A 16426-nucleotide genomic window follows, 5' to 3' on the forward strand; every position below is an offset into this window, starting at 1 on the left:
ATGACTGACGGAACGCCCACCACACTGACCGACCGTATCGAAGCCGCACTGCGAGACGTGCGCGACCCGAACGCCGACCTCTCCGTGTTCGACGCGGGCTTCGTCGAGAACATCGACGCGGCCGACGGCGACGTGACAATCGAAGCCGACCTGACCGCGCTGGACGGCCAGACGAGCACGCAGGTCGTCCAAGCGATGCTCCACGCGGTCGACGACGTGGACGGCGTCGACAGCGTCCACGTCGAACGGACGACGCCATCGAGCGAGGGGCAGGCCGGTGTCGAGTCGTTCGACCACGTTATCGCCGTCGCCAGCGCGAAGGGCGGCGTCGGCAAGTCGACGGTCGCCACGCATCTGGCCTGCGCGCTGGCCGCCGACAGCGAGGTGGCGCTGTTCGACGCCGACATCCACGGCCCGAATGTGCCCGAGCTGCTGGAGGTGAGCGGCCCAGTCCACTCCAGCGAGGAGGGCGACCCGCTCCCGGTCCGGGCGGGCGACATGGACGTGATGAGCGTCGGCCTGATGGAAAGCGGCGCGCCGCTGGCCTGGCGCGGGGCAATGGCCCACGACGCGCTTGAGGACCTCTTCGAGAACACCGCCTGGCGAAACGACGAGATACTGGTGCTGGACCTGCCGCCGGGGACGGGCGACGTGGTGCTGACGACGCTACAGGAGGTCCCGGTTGACGGCGTGGTCGTCGTGACGACGCCGTTTCACGCCAGCGTCAGCGACACCAGCCGGACGGTCGAACTGTTCCGCGACAACGACGTGCCGGTCCTGGGAACCGTCGTCAACATGGCAGAGTACGTCTGTGACTGCTGTGGCGAGCCGAACGACCTGTTTACGGGCGACGCGCTTTCGGACCTCGATGCCGAGGTGCTGGCCGAACTCCCGTTCTCGCACGACCTGCAGGGGACGCCAGCGCCCGGCGACGTGCCCAGCGCGGTCAGCGATTTGGGGGATGCCGTGGAATCGGCCCTCGACACCGCCGGCGAGGTGGGCGTCGATCCGACCGCCGATATCCGGGGCCTGCCGCCACAGGAACGCAAGGATCTGGTTCGAGAGCAGTTCACCGCGCTGGACAGCGGCGAGTCGTTCGTCCTCGTCAGCGACCGCGACCCGACGCCGGTCGGGCAGTTCCTGGGCCGGCTCGCGGAGGCCCCGCGAGAAGCCTTCGACCCGTTCGAGGTCCGCCGAGCGACACCGTCCGACTGGGTACTGGAGACGGTCAAGCCGTGAGTACGGTCGCTGGCAGTCGACAGTGATAGCCGGGGACATACCTCGCGGGCAGGACTAAAGGCCTAATTGTCCGCACCCGTAGTAGTAGCATAATGACCGCGAAACTCGTGACAGCGGGTCGACTCGGTCGGGTTCGCTCATGCGCCGTGCCCCAGCGGGCCGGAGGGGGAGCGTGACCGACCCGTTTGCGGTGATGAACGCTATCGGGCTGGTCGGGTTCGCGTTCGTCGGCGCGGCGAAGGCTGTCGAGGAGCGCTACGACGTGTTCGGCGTCACGGTCGTCGGCGTGATGACGGCACTGGGTGGCGGGACGACGCGGGACCTGCTGTTGAACCGCGTTCCGAACTCCCTGCAGTCGCCCGGCGAGGTCGCCCTATCACTCCTTGGTGTCACCGCCGCTGTTCTGTTCGTGCATTTCCTCGACGACGGCCACCAGCATCCGGTCGTCCTGACGGCCGACGCCATCGGGCTGGCGGCGTTCACGACCACCGGAGCGCTGCTGGGCCATCAGGCCGGCCTTCCGGTGTTTGCCGTCGTCGCGCTGGCGACGGTCAACGCGGCCGGCGGCGGGGCGATATCGGACCTGCTGCTGGGCCGGACGCCGTTCATCCTCCGCGAGGACTTCTACGCGTCCTGTGCCGTCATCGGCGGCCTCGCCTTCTGGGCGCTGGCACAGCTGGGCGCGGCGGCCGGTGCGGCATCGGCCGGGTGCGCGCTCGCGGTGCTGTTGGCCCGAGGGCTGGGCATCGGTCGCGGGTGGTCGCTCCCGACGGTCCAGGCGTGGGAACGACGCGACACACAGTAGAACCACGCCGCAGCTCCGGGTTCCCGTCTGTCATGCCCCGCTCCCCTGCATCCGCTGGGCTTCGTCGCTGTGACCGACTGTGGGACCGCCTGTGAGAGCTGTCTCTCGTACTCGTCGCGATACTGGTCGCTGACGGCGCACACGACTCTGAACGCGTATTGACCGCGAAAATGGGTGAGGGGAAGTCGGCCGCCGCGACGAACCCGATCAGTGCCCCGCAGATCCCCTACTGACCGAGCACCTCCCGGGTCGTCGCCGCCAGTGACGCGTAGAACGCTTCGCGTGTCTCTGCCTCGACGTGCCCGAGGAACTCGTCAGCCCACGCATCGAGGTGCTCCGTACGGAACTGGGCAAGCCGTTCGTCGAAGCCCGCTTCTGCCAGATAGGCGGCGAACTCCAGTTCGGTCGCAATGTGGTCCGGGAGGTCCGGATGGTCGGCCGCGGGCTGGACGCCGAACTCCCGGTACCAGCGTACGACAGCCATCGTGGCTGGCCCCTTGACCGGGCCGAGTTCGTCCGGGTCGTCCCCGTCGCGATAGACGCTCTCGTAGGGTGGACACGGTGGCCCGTCCGGCCCGATGAACAGCCGGGTGTACTCGGCGTTGAGACGGCGAAGGTCAACCGAGCCGACGTCGCCGACCACCGGGACCAGCTCTCCGGTCTCGACGGCTTCGACCAGCTGTTCGGTCGGTTCCCGCCAGCATTCAGCGAGGACGGCGTAGGTCGCCGCGACATCCGAGCGGAATCCGTCGCTGTCTGTGCCGCGCTCGGATGCCCGCTCACGCTTGGCGGGAGCGTCAGTCTGTCTGGTCATTGTCGCCCCTGTCGACCGCCGTCAGTCGCGTACGATTCGGGTCTCTCGACTCGCTGAATCGGCACGTATTTCAGGCCGAGCGTGACGATGAGTGCGCCGAAGGCGACGATACCGAGGGTGACAGCCACTTCGACCAGCGTCGGGGTGTAGGCCCCCGCAGTCGCCCAGATGTCCGTCGTGATGCCGGCATACTCACCACCGGTCGAGATACCCGGTGGGAGGGCGATGTTAGCGACTTCGTACCCCGTGAACACCAGCCGGATCCCTTCGAACATCGTGCCGAATACCGCGAGGAGGCTCGCGGTGAAGATGACCGACACGCGCTTCCGGAGCGATGGAATCATCAGCATGACAAGCGGGACCGCCCCGCCGACGACTGTCCAGAGCCAGAAGTAGACGGACTCGCCGATGAGGAAGCTACTGGTGATGGCCCAGAACTCGAAGTGGTTCGCCCAGGCGTGGGGCAGTCGCTCGGCCGCGAGCAAGTACACTACGTGAAGCGCGAGGAAGATGCCGAGTATCTTCCCGAGACTCGTGAGTTCCTCGCGGTCGACCTCGTAGTTCGTGAGTCGGTCTGCGAGTACCGACACGACCAGCAACAGCCCGAGCCCGGAGACGAGCGCCTTGGCGATGAACACCGGTGCGACGAGGGGGCTGAACCAGTCGCCCCGACCGATCTGCGTCGCGAAAATCCACCCGGTCACCGAGTGGAGTGCGACCGCGGTCGGGAGAGCGAGTGCTGCCGTCCAGAACATGAGCGTGCGGTCACGCTCGCGTCCAGCGTCGGTATCAGCAACACCCAGTGCGAGTCGCGACCCGCGAGCGGCCAGGTCGCGGCGGGTCAGCAGCCACAGATACCAGAGGTTTAGCACGCCATAGAGGATGACGATACCGAAGTCCCACACCATCGGCGAGCGGAAGTCCGGCGAGGTGAAAAACTGGTAGAGTCGCTCAGGCCGCCCGATGTCCGGGAGGATGAGCAGGCCTGCGACGGTGATACAGGCGAGGCTGACCAGCACGCCGAGCCGTGCGAACCCCTCGTAGCGGTGTGAATGGAAGAACTTCGGAGCACTGGAGATGATGAGTCCCCCGGCAGACAGCCCGACGAACAGGACGAACATCATGATGTACAGTCCCCACGAGAAGACGTTGCGCATCCCCGTGGCGACCAGCCCCGTGGTGAGTTGGTAGCCCCAGGCTGCCAGTCCAGCGACCATGAGGGCTGCGAGCAGACCGAGCCACAGCCGTCCTTTCGTCCCGAAGGCCGGGATTGCGATCCGTGACGAGTCAGCGGCCATCAGTCATCACCTCCGGACCCCACTGCCGGGACGTGTGGAGCGGCATCACCCTCGATGGAGTGGGGGCTCCCACCCGAGTCGCTACTGTCGCTTCCGTCGGCGTCAGACGGCACGTCCTCGGCTCCATCGGACCACGGAGAAACATCGTCGAGTTCGCTCTCCATTTTATCCGACGTTTGCGGCCGACCGGGACTCATCTCGCCGCTGATGTAGTGCGTCTTCGGGTCCGTCCCGCGGTCTTCGAGGAGCTGGTCCGTCTCGTACTCGTTGATGTACTTCGAGACGGTACTCCCCTCGTCGTCGAGGTCGCCGAAGATGCGTGCGTCGGCCGGACAGTTGACGACACAGGCCGGGTCGAGTCCCTCGTCGACGCGGTGGCTACAGAACGTACACTTCTCGACGACGCCCTGTGGCCGGGCGGCAACGTCGCCCGTCCCCTCCTCGGGCATCTGCTCGGGTTCGTCCCAGTTGAACACCCGTGCGTTGTACGGGCAGGCCGCCATGCAGTAGCGACAGCCGATGCACTTGTCGTAGTCGATCTCGACGATCCCGTCGTCCCGGGTGTACGTCGCGTTGACCGGACAGACCTTCACACAGGGCGCGTTTTCGCAGTGTTGGCACGCCGTCGGCTGGTACTCCATGTCCAGCGAGCCACTGCCGCCGTCTTCGGGATAGCCACCGGACGGGGTGTCAATCTTGTCGCCGCCCTCCGTCAGGACGCGGTTCCAGAACTGCCCCATCGGGACGTTGTTCTCCTGTTTACACGACACTGCGCATGCCTGACAGCCGATACACCGCTCCTGGTCGATTACTAGGCCGTAGTTCGTCATTGTTAGTCACCTCCTGCGCGCGGTGCGTCGGCACCGGCCCCGCGCGGGTTATCGGCTTCGTACTTGTCCGTATCGACGTCATCGGGGACCGGTTCGACTTCGACACGGACGTCGTAGAACGCCATCGTCTGGCCGACCTCGCTGACCTCGTTGTGCGTGAGGTCGTTGTGGTGGCCCGCGACGTAGTCGCGTGACCACCATCCCTGGTCAGTGTTTACCAGCCCCGGCTGGAACGCCTCGTTGTACTTCGCCTTCACGATCATCTCGCCGCGGTCGTTGTGCACCCGGACGTACTCGCCGTCCTCGATGCCGCGGGCCTTCGCATCCGACGGATGGATGTCCAGCTGTGGTTCGGGGTTGACCTCACGCACCCAGTTCAGCATCTCGTACTGCGAGTGGATGCGGAACCGACTGTGCTTCTGCATGAACATCAGCGGGTACTCGTCGGCCTTCTCGTAGTCGTCGGCTGTCCGGTCTTCGAGTGGCCGCGGGAGGTCGAACGTCACGCCCTCCTCGCTCGGGGCGTCATCGTCGTACATCTTGATTCGCCCCGTGTCGGTGGGGAACGCATCGGTGAACTTGACGATGGGAATGTTCTGCTTCTTCTGTGTGCCCTGCTCGGACAGCGTCTCGAAGTCGATGGCGTCGTCCCGGCTGGCGAGTTCCCGGAGCAGTTCACGTTTTGTCTCCGGGAAGTAATCACCAAATCCAAGTCGCTCCGCGAGCCCGCGGATCGCGTAGTAGTCATCTCTGGCCTCCCACATCGGCTCCTGGACCTTGTGTCGATAGCTGATGTGTGGATGGGACCCCCAGCTGGAAACGATGTCCTCCTGTTCGAACCAGTGTGGGACCGGGAAGATTATGTCTGCATGCTGGACCGTATCCGTGTGATGCATGTCCGCGACGACGAACATCTCGAGGCTCTTGATAGCCTCTCTGAACCGCTGTCGGTCCGGGAACTGGTTGCCCATCATGTTCGACTCGATTGAGTAAACGGCCCTGACCTTGTGCGGGTCACCGTCGATCATCGCGTCCGGGTAGTCGGAGAAGCGCACCGATGGTCCGGGATCAGCATCTTCGGGCGTACTCCAGCCGCCGGTACTGAGCGTTGCACCGCCGGAGTGGTGCGCGTGGATGTTTCCGTGCCGGCCGTAGTCACCGGTCAGCCCCATCAGCATCGCATAGGTCTGGCCGAAGATGTGCCCGTGTTTGTACCGCCCGAGCGCGTAGCTCGGGGCGATGCCACCGGGGCCACGAGTCGCCAGCCACCGGACTGCAGTGCGGATGTTCTCCGCGTCGACACCGGTCTGCTCGGCGACTTCCGACGGCGCGTAGTCAGCTACGTGGTCTCGGAGTCTGGTCAGTGCCGTCTCACACTCGATGCCGTCGACAGTGAACTCCCCGAACAGCGCATACGGGCCGTCGGTCTCGGGTTCGAGTTCGACTGCCGTGTTACTTCCCTGTTCGACAGCGACGACCTGATCATCACTGCCGTCGTCGAAGACAGTTCTCGACTTGAGCAGGTCGCCGGTATCTTTCCGGACTAGCGCAGGACCGGTCGTCCGCTGCCGAAGGAACTGTTCGTCGTACGTCCCGTCCTCGAAGACGGTGTGCATCATCGCAAGCGCGAGATGCACGTCTTTCCCGGGTTTGACCGGGAGCCACAGGTCGGCTTTCGATGCCGTCGTCGTGTACACTGGGTCGACCACGACGAGCTTCGCCCCGTTCTCGACGGCATCGAGCACCTCCGAGGCGTCCATCTGGAACTGGCTGGAGAAGAGGTCCGACCCCCAGACAATGATGGTGTTCGCGTTCTCCCAGTCTTCGGCTTCGTTCGTCGAGGGCAGGTAGAAGCCGGTCCCGGTAACACGGTTGAAGCCGCGGCCGACGTTCGTGTCAATTGTGGACGCAGGCTGGGTCGAGCCGAACAGAGAGGCCAGGCGGCTGAACGCCGTTCCGGACTGTCCGTAATTCCCGAATCCCACATGGAAGAGAACACTTTCTGGGCCGAAGTCTGCTTTCAACGACTGCATCTTGTCGGCGACGAGGTCGAGTGCCTCGTCCCAGGAGACGCGCTCGAACTCGGCATCCGGGCCGCGTCCGTCGGGGTTTGGCTCGTCGGGCGACCAGTCTGTGCGCTTCATCGGGTACTTCAGTCTCGTCGGGTCGTACACACGCTGGGTGTGTGAGAGGCCGAGCACACAGGCCCGCTTGTACTGCTCGTCTTCCGGCGGATGTGGCTCGACCTTCTTCACCTGGCCGTCGCGGACGTGGACGTCGATGGGGCACTTCCCGCGACAGTTCGGCGAGCAGACGGTCTGGATGACCTCGTTTTGCCCGACGTAGCTCTCGATACCGGAGTCACGGTTGGACGGCCCGGTTCCGTCTCCGCGTTCGACCAGCGTCTGGAAGAACTCGCCCCCGCCAAGACCGAGGGCAGCAGCCGCTCCGCTGGCTTTCAGTACGTCACGTCGGTAAACGCCGTCGTCGTCAGTCATCGTCGAATCCCTCAGGTTTGGTCGGCCGCTCGTCTTCACCGAACTCCGCCAGTACCTCCTCGTGGTACTTTTCATGGAATTCGGCGTCGCTCAGTTCCCCGTTCGAGACACGAATCGCATCCCGAGCCATCCGTAGCCCCAGATCAGTGTCGTACTCGACGCCGTCAAGCATCGCTGCTGCTTCGTCTTCCCACTCATCAATCGGCGTCAACCGCGGCTGCTGTGGGTCATTCATGGCTCTAGTTACCGATTACCCTCGAAGCTCGGTAGGGAGAGCGCTGTATTGTGAAGGGGTTTAAATACGGACGGGAGTGTCACCGGGAGTCTCTGCCAGTGCGTCCAGCCCGAAAAGGCGAGTCTACGGGTCGAAGGCGGCCGTCGCGAGTTTCGATTCGACGGCGTTCAGGCGTTGAGAGAGTGCAGATTTCGAGATGTCGAGCGTGGCCGCGAGTTCGTCGAGGGTCGTCTGTCGGGGTGTCTGATAGTACCCTTCGTCCACTGCGAGTATCGCCGCTTCCCGCTGTTTTGTCGTGAGACAGGCGAGGTCGACTGTAGTGGGCTCCGACTCGGTCGCGTCGTCCTGTCGGGATGTCAGCCGTCGCAGACGCACTCGTTTCGCGGCCGACTCCAACTGGTCGACTAGCTCGCTGATGACGCTTCGGTCTGAGACGTACGTCTCGATGAAAAGCGAGTCACCGTCTACGCGCCGGGTTCGTGGAACACACCCGACCTCGCTAAAGGCGAGACAGAGACAGGCGTCCCCGACCTGATTTGTCGAGTGGAGAACCCGCTCGGTACCGGCCTCGTCGGTGACAGTCACCTCGGCGTGACAGACGCCGTCGTCGATCTGGTTCTGAGCGTTCTCGATGTCTGCATCCGGATCCGAAAGGGGGCACGAACAGTCATCGGGCAGTTCAATTTCGAACAGAACCTTGAGGGTTCGTTCTTTCGCGGTCCCCGATGTCGCCCCTGTAGGCCCGCTCTCGGATTGTCCCATTCTGATTGTCACTCGACTATCTGCAGTTAAATGGGTTTTGTCATCGCCGCCGAAATCCGCAGACTGCGGGCGTATTCTACCTGTTCTTCTATGTGGAGAATGGAGCCTCCCGAAGCCGCGGCGGCGTCACTCATTGCGTCGGTGACAGCGTTCGTCTGCTATCGGAGGATCGAAAATAACCGCCTGTACTGCTGTGCTGGGCCATAGCCGGCGATGAGTCGGCCGAGAGACACCGCCGTCAGGTGCCCGAACGGTGGTGTCACTATATTCACAAGATAAATGCCGCCTCCGCCTGATACACAGACAATGGTCCTCTCGGACGTTTTGCTTGCCCCCCTGGGACTGGCGGCTCTCCTCCTGGCGGTGCCGATAGTGGTGCTGTATCTCATCCGACCGGACCCGCAAGAACTCACGCTGCCGACGTTCCAGTTTCTCGTCGCCGGAGAACGCCAGCAGTCAGCGACGCCGTTTCTCGAACGGATCTCGCGGAGCCTCCTCCTGCTGTTGCAGGTACTGGTCGTGCTGGTGCTCGCGGTCGGACTGGCGACGCCGTACGTCACCGTCTCCGAGCGGGCGACGGTCGAGGAGACGGTCATCGTCGTGGACACCAGCGCGTCCATGCAGACCGACGCCGACGGTCAGACACGCTTCCAGCGGGCCGTTGCGGCCGCCCAAGAAGAAGTAACAGGAACGACCTCCGTCGTCACGACGACCAACGGCGGCGAGGTCGTGCTCCAGCGTGGTACGCCGACGGCAGCGCAGGGGACGCTGGATGGGCTCAGCCCGACGGACGCGCCGGGAGCGCTCAGCGGCGCTATCTCGCAGGCGGCCTCGCTCGCCGGTGAGAACGCCAGAATCGTCGTCTTGAGCGACTTCGCGGGCGAGGAGTGGACCACTGCAGTCACCTCAGCGCGCGGGCGCGGCCTCTCCGTCGACCTCCAGCAGTTCGACAGTGGGGGCGACGCGAACGTCGGGTTCATCGACCGGCGGTTCTCCGGCTCCGAGGTAACGCTGTCGGTGAAAAACTACGGCGACTCGACCGTCACCCGGACCGTTCGGCTCGGCAACACCCAGCGAGAACTGCAGCTCGGACCCGACGACGTTGGCTCGGTGACGATGCCGGTCCCGGCCGGCGGGAGCGAGGCCCGGCTCAGCCCGGGCGACAGTTTCGCGACTGACGACAGCGTCTACGTCGCCGCACCGGCGGACGCGGCTGTCGACGTACTGGTGCTGACAAACGACCGGAACCGGTACCTGACCACCGCGCTGTCGGTCGTCGACCGGGTGAACGTGACGGTCAGCCAGCCGCCGACAACCATTCAGAAGAACTACGACGTCATCCTGTACAGCAACGTCGACCAGAGTTCACTGTTGCCCGGCAACGTCGAAAGCGGGCGCGAACTGGTCGAAGACGGTGGCGGCGTGGCGGTACTGGCACAGGACGACCTCCCACAGCGGTACCGGGACCTCCTCCTCATCGAGCCCGGCGAGACCCGGGCGGGCGCGACAGTGGGCCAGACGGCACAGACACAGCTCACCCGCGGCATCGACTTCCAGCCACCGGACGAGTACATCTCCGGGTCGCTGCGCTCCGGGTCGGCCCAGGTGCAACTGGGGGACGGGACGCCGCTCATCGCGACCGAGGATCGGAACGGCGGCCGCGTGATGTACTACGGCTACATCGAGGACCGGTCCAGCTTCAAGTTCAACTACCAGTACCCCGTGTTCTGGAAGCGGGCGGTGTATTATCTGGCGGACAGGGAACAACTCCCGGCGCTGAACCACGAGACCGGTGAGACCGTCCGGTTCGGTAACACCACCGTCGAGGGGCCGGCCGGCCCCGTCTCCGGGAACTCGGTCCCGCTCCAGCGAGCCGGGCTCTACCGAAGCGAGAGCCGGCAGGTGAGCGCCTCGCTGCTGGACGAGGGCGAGTCAAACACCAACGTCGGAGCGCTCGACCAGCGCTCCGGGACGGCTGGGAACCTCACCCGGACCGAACAGCGGTCGGTGCCACAGCCGCTGACCGAGTACTTCGCGCTGGGCGGGCTGATACTTGCGCTGGCCGAGGTCGGCTATCTGCGCCGACGGGGTGACCTCTGATGGCGGTGTCCTACACCCTCAGGGAGGGACTCACCGTCGGTGTCGAGCACCTGTGGCCGCTGCTCGTCTTGCCGGTCGCCGTCGGCCTCCTCGCGTATCTCGTCCGGCGTGGCGACGGTGGGCCGCGGTCGGCCTCGAACCGGAGCCGCCGGCTCCTGCTTGCCAGCCGCGTGCTCATCGTCTGCCTGCTCGTCCTCGGTGCGATGGAACCGTACACCGTTCAGACCCGCGAGACGCCGGGTGAACCGGGCGTGACACTGCTGACAGACGAATCCGCGAGCATGGGTATCTATCCGAACACGACCGACGAGCTGGTACAGGATATCGAGAGCGAGGGCGTCCCGGTGACACGGGCGACCATCGGCAGCGGGTCGAACTCGCGGATCGGCGACGGCGTGGCGGCAAATCTCCAAGCGAACGGGACGGTCGTCGTCGTCTCCGACGGCCGCGTCACGGAGGGCCGGAGTCTGGCAACAGCCGCCGAGGACGCAGCCGGGCTCAACGCGACCGTCCACAGCGTCACCCCGCAGTCGCCACGCACTGAGCGAGCCGTGGCGATAGCGGGGCCGTCGACGGTGAGCCGCGGCGTCCAGTCACAGTACACCGTCTCGATGCAGGGCGTGAGCGTCCTCGAACCCGTGCCCGTCGAAGTGACTATCGACGGTGAGAGCGTGACTGAAGGAGAACTCCGGCCGGACGGCACGCTCACCGTCGACCACACGTTCGAGGAAATCGGGTCACACCGCGTGACTGCGACGCTGTCCGGCGACGACGAGTACGCGCGAAACGACGTGTTCTACAAGAGCGTCCGCGTCGTCGAACAGCCCGACGTGCTGTACGTCTCACAGGGCGAGTATCCCCTGCGGAACTACCTCGACTCGCTGTACAACGTTTCGACGGCCTCGTCGGTCCCGGCGGACCTCGACGACTACGCCGCCGTCGTCATGCAAGACACACCGTCGGGAAATATCGGGAACGCCACCGCGCTGCAGGACTTCGTCATCAACGGCGGCGGGCTCGTCGTCGCGGGCGGTGACAACGCCTACGAGAACGGCGGCTACGAAACGTCGTCGGTGGCCTCGATGCTCCCGGTCCGCGTCGGGAACGCCACCGGCGGCGAGTCGAACATCGTCATCCTCGTCGACGTCTCCGGCAGCGCCGAGAGCGGCCTCGCGATACAGAAAGCCGTCGCGCTGGACGTGCTCGACCAGCTCGGCGACGAGAACCAGGTCGGCGTCGTCGCGTTCAACCACAACGCATATCGCGTCTCGGAGATACAAGCGCTCGGGCAGAACCGGGCGGAGACTGCCGACAAGATACGCCGGCTGGAAAGCGGTGGCGCGACGGACATCGCCGTCGGGCTTCAGGGGGCCGACGAACTCCTGGGTGACCGCGAAGGGACGATCATCCTGCTGAGTGACGGCCAAGACCGGCTCGGCCCGCCGGCGGCCGTCGCCAACCAACTGGGCCGCGAGGGGACGCGCGTCGTCTCGGTCGGTGTCGGCAAGCGAGTCGGCGTCGCGACGATGCGCCAGATCGCAAGCGAGTCGGGCGGCTCGTACTTCGCCGCCGACGAGACCGAGCGGTTGCGGCTCCTCTTTGGCGGCTCCTCGCGGCGCTACGAGGGGGAGAACCTCACAATCGTCACGGAGGACACGTTCATCACCGCCGGCGTCGAGCTGACTGCGAACCCCGGCCAGGCGAACAACGTCCAGGTCAAGCCCGGGGCCGACTACCAGGTCGCCACCGCGGACGGGAAGCCGGCCATCGCCTCCTGGCGGTTCGGGCTGGGCCGCGTCGTCTCGATCACCGCCTACGACTCGGACAACACGATGGGCGGCCTGCTCGACCGGCCGGACTCGCTGGTCGTCACGAAGTCGGTCAACTACGCGGTGGGTGACCCCATGCGCACGCAGACCGGCGTCACAGCGGTCAGCGATGCTCGTGTGGGGCGTCCAACGACGCTGACCTACCAGGGCGATAGCCGCCCGGACGCGGCGAACATCTCCTTCCGCCAGATCGGCGACGGCCGGTATCGCGGCGAGTTCACGCCTCGGGAGGCGGGGTATCAGACCGCACTCGACACCGAGTACGCGGCGAACTACCCCGTTGAGTACGGAGCCTTCGGTCCGAGTGACAGCCTCGATGCGCTCGTCGAAACGACGGGCGGGCAGACCTTCAGCCCGGCCCAGGGCGAACAGATAGCCAGAGAGGCGCGCCAGAAGTCCACCCGGGTCCGGACCGTTCGGAACACCTGGGACTGGCTCGCCTTGCTCGGCGCGCTCCTGCTGTTCACCGGCGAGGTGGTCGCCCGGCGTGTTCAAGTGTACCGCGGTCGCACCTCCCTGGAGAGTGGTCTCCCGTGAGCGCAATCGGCCGCCGGATCAACCTCGGGCTCGTGGTGTTCGTCGTCCTCTCGATGGTCGGCACCGGCGGAACGACGGTGCTGTACCAGGACTCCGCGAGCGAGCTTCGCTCGCAGAATCAGGAGCTCAGACAGGAAAACGCCGAACTTCGGGGGAACCTGGACGACACCAGAAATAAACTGGAATCCACACAGACCCGTGTCGAGGAACTCCAAGAGCGACTGGAGACGCGGTCGGAGGATGTCGATCAGGTCGCAACCAATCTGAATCAGACGGAGTCGCAGTTGAACGCCACGGAAAGCCAGTTGGCAGAGACCCGGCAGTCGCTCCGCCAGAGCGAGGGCCGCGTCGATGAACTGGAGGGGACAGTCGACGACCTTCGGGACGAGCGCGACACTCTCGAGGACGAAGTCGATGACCTCGAAACGACAATCGGCGATATGGAGGCCGAAAACGAGGAGTTAGAGGACGAACGCAACGAACTGAAGGGGCAGGTATCCGACCTGCAGGACGATATCGACAGCCTGGAATCGCGGATCGACACCCTCGAAAGCGAAATCAATGAACTCGAAAATCAGAACGAAGCGCTGAGAGACGATATCGAGACCATCTGTAACAGGATGGAGACACCGGACCCGACCTGCGAGGACTACTGATGGACGACCCCGACACAGATACCGGAGAAAACGGCGACGAAGAGCCGCCTGAAAACGGACGGGCACAGGCACGCGAACGCATGGCCGACGCCATCGCCGAGGTCAGACGCGAGGGCAAGAAGGCGGCGTTCATCTACGCCATCGTCGACGCGGTGTTGGTCTTTCTCCTGGTGAACATCTTCCTGACTGTCCTCTCGCCGACTGCACTCCCGACACAGCTGTCAGTTCCGACGGCGGTGACGGACCCGGTCGGGGCGGCTGTCGGCCGCTCGATACCTGCGCTATCGTTCCCGACGGGCGCAGTCGTCGGCATTGTCGTCGGCGCGCTCTGGTTCGTCGGCGAGTATCTGTCCCGGGTCCGACAGCCACTCGTCGAGCAGTTCGAGGCGGCGAACGCGAACGTCACCGACGCGCTCCGAACGGCGCGGGACGCGGTCGAGGACGGGGCTGAAACGCGGATGGCGACCCGGCTCTACGAGGACGTGCTTGCGGGCCTGAAACGGAGTTCGAGCGTCGCCCTCGTCGACAGCCGGCGGCTTATCGGGACGCTCATCGTCATCGTCCTGCTGAGCCTGGCGACGGTCCAAGTGGCTGTCGTCGACATCGGCCTACTCGACCGCGACCCGGTCGAGACGGAGTCGCCGAACGACCGGCCCAGCGAGTACGAGGGGCTCGAAGACGGCGACGCGATACTCGGCGACAGCGAGGACGTGCAGGCGGGCGACGAGAACCTCACCGCCGAGATTGATTCGACGGGCGGCGACGAGGAAATCGACCGGAGCCAGTCGTTCCCGTCGTCGTCGGACACCGGGGGGCCGGGAAGTGGAAGTGGCACAGTCGACAGCCAGCAGGCCGGGTTCGCCGGCCAGGAAGACGTCGAGGACGCGGACCTCATCCGCGAGTACAATCTCAGGATTCGAGAGCAAGACACGGACGACGAGGACACCGACCCATGAGCTCAGAGCACGACATCGACGAACTACAGCAGAAGATCGCGAACGCACGCGAACAGATCGGCACGCGGATCGTCGGTCAGGAGGAGGTACTGGAGCAACTGCTCATCTGTATCCTGGCCGACGGCAACGCCCTGCTCGAATCGAACCCGGGACTGGGGAAGACGACGATGGTCCGGACCGTCGCGGAGGTGACCGACCTCCAGTTCTCCCGGATTCAGAACACGCCCGACCTGATGCCCTCCGACATCACGGGGACCGAGATCATCCGCGAGACCGACAGCGGCCGCGAGTTCGTCTTCGAGAAAGGGCCGGTGTTCGCCAACGTCGTGCTGGCCGACGAGATCAACCGCGCGACGCCGAAGACACAGGCCGCCCTGTTGGAGGCGATGCAGGAGAAACAGGTGACCGCCGCGGGCGAGACCTACGAGCTGCCGCGCCCCTTTTTCATCCTGGCGACCCAGAACCCCATCGACCAGTCGGGGACCTACGCGCTCCCGGAGGCCCAGACCGACCGCTTCATGCTGAAACTGCTGGTCGACTACCCCGACTACGAGGAAGAGCGGACCATCGTCGACATGTACACCGCCGGCGCGGAGCAGGTCCCCGTCGAGCGCTCGCTCACCCGCCCGGAGATTCAGGAGATCCAGCAACTGGTCCGCGAGATGCCCATCGCCGACGACCTGCGCGACCGGGCAGTCCAGCTCGTGCGCCGGACGCGTGAAGCCGACGACATCGAGTTCGGGGCCAGCCCACGGGCGAGCATGGCGCTCGTCCAGACGGCGAAGACGCGGGCGTTCCTCCACGGCCGCTCGCACGTCACGGGCGAGGATATCGAGGCGCTGGCCGCGCCCGTCCTCCGGCACCGGATTATCGTGGACTTCCGGGCCGAGCGCGAGGGCCGGACGGCAGACGACCTCATCGCGGACTTGCTGGGATGACCCACCCGACGCACGCAATCTGGCGGGCGGACCCGTGGGAGGGCCAGCCGTGACTATCGAACCGGATTTTCTGGACGAACTCGGCCGGTTTACCGCCGCGCTGAACCGCCAGACGACCTCGATTCGGCAGGGCGACCAGCAGTCCCCGCGGGTCGGCGAGGGGCTCACGTTCAGCGACTATCGGCGGTACTCGCCGGGGGACGACACGCGACGAATCGACTGGAAGCTGTTCGCCCGGACGGAGGAGTACTTCATCAAGCAGTACGAGGAAGAGCGGAGCCTGACCGTCCACCTGCTCGTCGACACGAGCGCGTCGATGGACTACGGCGACGCGGCGAGTCACAAGTTCGAGTGCGCCGCCAAGCTCGGCCTCGGCTTCGCCTACCTTACAGCGGAGGAGAACAACGACTTCCGGTTCTGCACGTTTCGTGACCGGGTGAACCGCATCGACACCGGGCAGTCGAACCGCGGCGAACTCCTCTCGCTTATCGACCAATTGAACGAAATAACGCCCGACGGGACGGCCGATTTCGAATCCGCGCTGGAGGCGTACGCCGAACGCATTCGCTCGCGCTCGCTCGTCGTCGTGTTCAGCGACTGTCTGGCCGACCCCGAGGAGCTCGAGTCGGGCGTCGCCGCGCTCGCACGCAACGACGCCGACGTGTTGCTCGTCCGCGTGGTCGCCCCGGAGGAACGGGACCCCGGCGTCGTCGGTGACGTGCTGTTCGCCGACCCCGAGAGCGACGAGAAACGCCGGTCGTATTTCAGCGGCTCGCTGGCCGAAACGTACCAGTCGCGGCTCGACGCCCACATCGACTCGGTGTCAAACCGCGTTACGGCACTCGGCGCGGACCACGTACTGGTCGATACCGGCGAAGACTACTTCGACTCGTTTGCGAGCATCTGGTTACAGTAGCCAGACGGCGGCA

At 65.2% G+C, this 16426-nt stretch carries 14 protein-coding genes; 8 read left to right on the plus strand and 6 right to left on the minus strand.

The genetic code is table 11. The annotated features are described in order from the left end of the window. Positions 1-1239, plus strand: coding sequence for a P-loop NTPase (locus AV929_RS07400; protein WP_064287886.1), 1239 nt, complete (start codon positions 1-3; stop codon positions 1237-1239). A 172-nt stretch (positions 1240-1411) separates the two neighbouring features. Further along, the gene (locus AV929_RS07405) at positions 1412-2044 is read left to right on the plus strand and encodes a trimeric intracellular cation channel family protein (protein WP_014040606.1); all 633 of its coding nucleotides are present in this window, start codon (positions 1412-1414) and stop codon (positions 2042-2044) included. Positions 2045-2270: 226 nt separating this feature from the next. Here the strand turns inward: AV929_RS07405 and AV929_RS07410 are convergent, their stop codons facing one another. The 6 genes from AV929_RS07410 to AV929_RS07435 form a co-directional block, all read right to left on the minus strand. Beyond that, the gene (locus AV929_RS07410) at positions 2271-2858 is read right to left on the minus strand and encodes a molecular chaperone (RefSeq protein WP_014040607.1); all 588 of its coding nucleotides are present in this window, start codon (positions 2856-2858) and stop codon (positions 2271-2273) included. Beyond that, on the minus strand, positions 2855-4156 hold the full coding sequence (nrfD, locus tag AV929_RS07415) for an NrfD/PsrC family molybdoenzyme membrane anchor subunit (RefSeq protein ID WP_064287887.1): 1302 nt from the start codon (positions 4154-4156) through the stop codon (positions 2855-2857). Before nrfD ends, AV929_RS07410 begins: the two co-directional genes overlap by 4 nt. Then, the gene (gene dsrO / locus AV929_RS07420; RefSeq protein ID WP_064287888.1) at positions 4156-4986 is read right to left on the minus strand and encodes a sulfate reduction electron transfer complex DsrMKJOP subunit DsrO; all 831 of its coding nucleotides are present in this window, start codon (positions 4984-4986) and stop codon (positions 4156-4158) included. Before dsrO ends, nrfD begins: the two co-directional genes overlap by 1 nt. 2 nt (positions 4987-4988) lie before the next feature. After that, on the minus strand, positions 4989-7484 hold the full coding sequence (locus tag AV929_RS07425; RefSeq protein ID WP_064287889.1) for a molybdopterin-dependent oxidoreductase: 2496 nt from the start codon (positions 7482-7484) through the stop codon (positions 4989-4991). Next, on the minus strand, positions 7477-7719 hold the full coding sequence (locus tag AV929_RS07430; protein WP_064287890.1) for a 4Fe-4S ferredoxin N-terminal domain-containing protein: 243 nt from the start codon (positions 7717-7719) through the stop codon (positions 7477-7479). The genes AV929_RS07425 and AV929_RS07430 overlap by 8 nt, the downstream gene beginning before the upstream one ends. Before the next feature lie 123 nt (positions 7720-7842). After that, entirely contained in the window at positions 7843-8481 is a 639-nt protein-coding gene (locus AV929_RS07435) for a helix-turn-helix domain-containing protein (RefSeq protein ID WP_064287891.1), read from the minus strand. 306 nt (positions 8482-8787) lie between these two features. On the opposite strand from AV929_RS07435, the gene AV929_RS07440 reads away from it, so the two are divergent. Genes AV929_RS07440 through AV929_RS07465 form a run of 6 tightly spaced genes read left to right on the plus strand, consistent with a single transcriptional unit; the run spans position 8788 to position 16413 of the window. After that, the gene (locus tag AV929_RS07440) at positions 8788-10581 is read left to right on the plus strand and encodes a VWA domain-containing protein (RefSeq protein WP_064287892.1); all 1794 of its coding nucleotides are present in this window, start codon (positions 8788-8790) and stop codon (positions 10579-10581) included. Continuing rightward, positions 10581-12947: a VWA domain-containing protein gene (locus AV929_RS07445; protein WP_064287893.1), complete on the plus strand. Its 2367-nt coding sequence runs from the start codon at positions 10581-10583 to the stop codon at positions 12945-12947. The genes AV929_RS07440 and AV929_RS07445 overlap by 1 nt, the downstream gene beginning before the upstream one ends. Continuing rightward, complete coding sequence (locus AV929_RS07450) at positions 12944-13603, plus strand: DUF1664 domain-containing protein (RefSeq protein WP_064287894.1); 660 nt, start codon at positions 12944-12946, stop codon at positions 13601-13603. The genes AV929_RS07445 and AV929_RS07450 overlap by 4 nt, the downstream gene beginning before the upstream one ends. After that, positions 13603-14559: a hypothetical protein gene (locus tag AV929_RS07455; protein WP_064287895.1), complete on the plus strand. Its 957-nt coding sequence runs from the start codon at positions 13603-13605 to the stop codon at positions 14557-14559. The genes AV929_RS07450 and AV929_RS07455 overlap by 1 nt, the downstream gene beginning before the upstream one ends. Beyond that, positions 14556-15497 (plus strand): MoxR family ATPase, encoded by a 942-nt coding sequence (locus AV929_RS07460; RefSeq protein WP_064287896.1) that lies wholly within the window; start codon positions 14556-14558, stop codon positions 15495-15497. Before AV929_RS07455 ends, AV929_RS07460 begins: the two co-directional genes overlap by 4 nt. A 49-nt stretch (positions 15498-15546) precedes the next feature. Then, a complete protein-coding gene (locus AV929_RS07465) occupies positions 15547-16413 on the plus strand; it encodes a DUF58 domain-containing protein (protein WP_014040617.1) in 867 nt (288 codons plus the stop codon). Positions 16414-16426: the final 13 nt, after the last annotated feature.

The sequence above is a fragment of the Haloarcula sp. K1 genome (genome assembly GCF_001647155.1).
Taxonomy (GTDB): domain Archaea; phylum Halobacteriota; class Halobacteria; order Halobacteriales; family Haloarculaceae; genus Haloarcula; species Haloarcula hispanica.

What these genes read in the sequence shown, in the direction of transcription:
- AV929_RS07400 (WP_064287886.1), top strand. Translation starts at nt 1, where the DNA reads ATGACTGACGGAACGCCCACCACACTGACCGACCGTATCGAAGCCGCA.
- AV929_RS07410 (WP_014040607.1), bottom strand. Translation starts at nt 2,858, where the DNA reads ATGACCAGACAGACTGACGCTCCCGCCAAGCGTGAGCGGGCATCCGAG.
- nrfD (WP_064287887.1), bottom strand. Translation starts at nt 4,156, where the DNA reads ATGGCCGCTGACTCGTCACGGATCGCAATCCCGGCCTTCGGGACGAAA.
- dsrO (WP_064287888.1), bottom strand. Translation starts at nt 4,986, where the DNA reads ATGACGAACTACGGCCTAGTAATCGACCAGGAGCGGTGTATCGGCTGT.
- AV929_RS07425 (WP_064287889.1), bottom strand. Translation starts at nt 7,484, where the DNA reads ATGACTGACGACGACGGCGTTTACCGACGTGACGTACTGAAAGCCAGC.
- AV929_RS07430 (WP_064287890.1), bottom strand. Translation starts at nt 7,719, where the DNA reads ATGAATGACCCACAGCAGCCGCGGTTGACGCCGATTGATGAGTGGGAA.
- AV929_RS07435 (WP_064287891.1), bottom strand. Translation starts at nt 8,481, where the DNA reads ATGGGACAATCCGAGAGCGGGCCTACAGGGGCGACATCGGGGACCGCG.
- AV929_RS07440 (WP_064287892.1), top strand. Translation starts at nt 8,788, where the DNA reads ATGGTCCTCTCGGACGTTTTGCTTGCCCCCCTGGGACTGGCGGCTCTC.
- AV929_RS07445 (WP_064287893.1), top strand. Translation starts at nt 10,581, where the DNA reads ATGGCGGTGTCCTACACCCTCAGGGAGGGACTCACCGTCGGTGTCGAG.
- AV929_RS07455 (WP_064287895.1), top strand. Translation starts at nt 13,603, where the DNA reads ATGGACGACCCCGACACAGATACCGGAGAAAACGGCGACGAAGAGCCG.
- AV929_RS07460 (WP_064287896.1), top strand. Translation starts at nt 14,556, where the DNA reads ATGAGCTCAGAGCACGACATCGACGAACTACAGCAGAAGATCGCGAAC.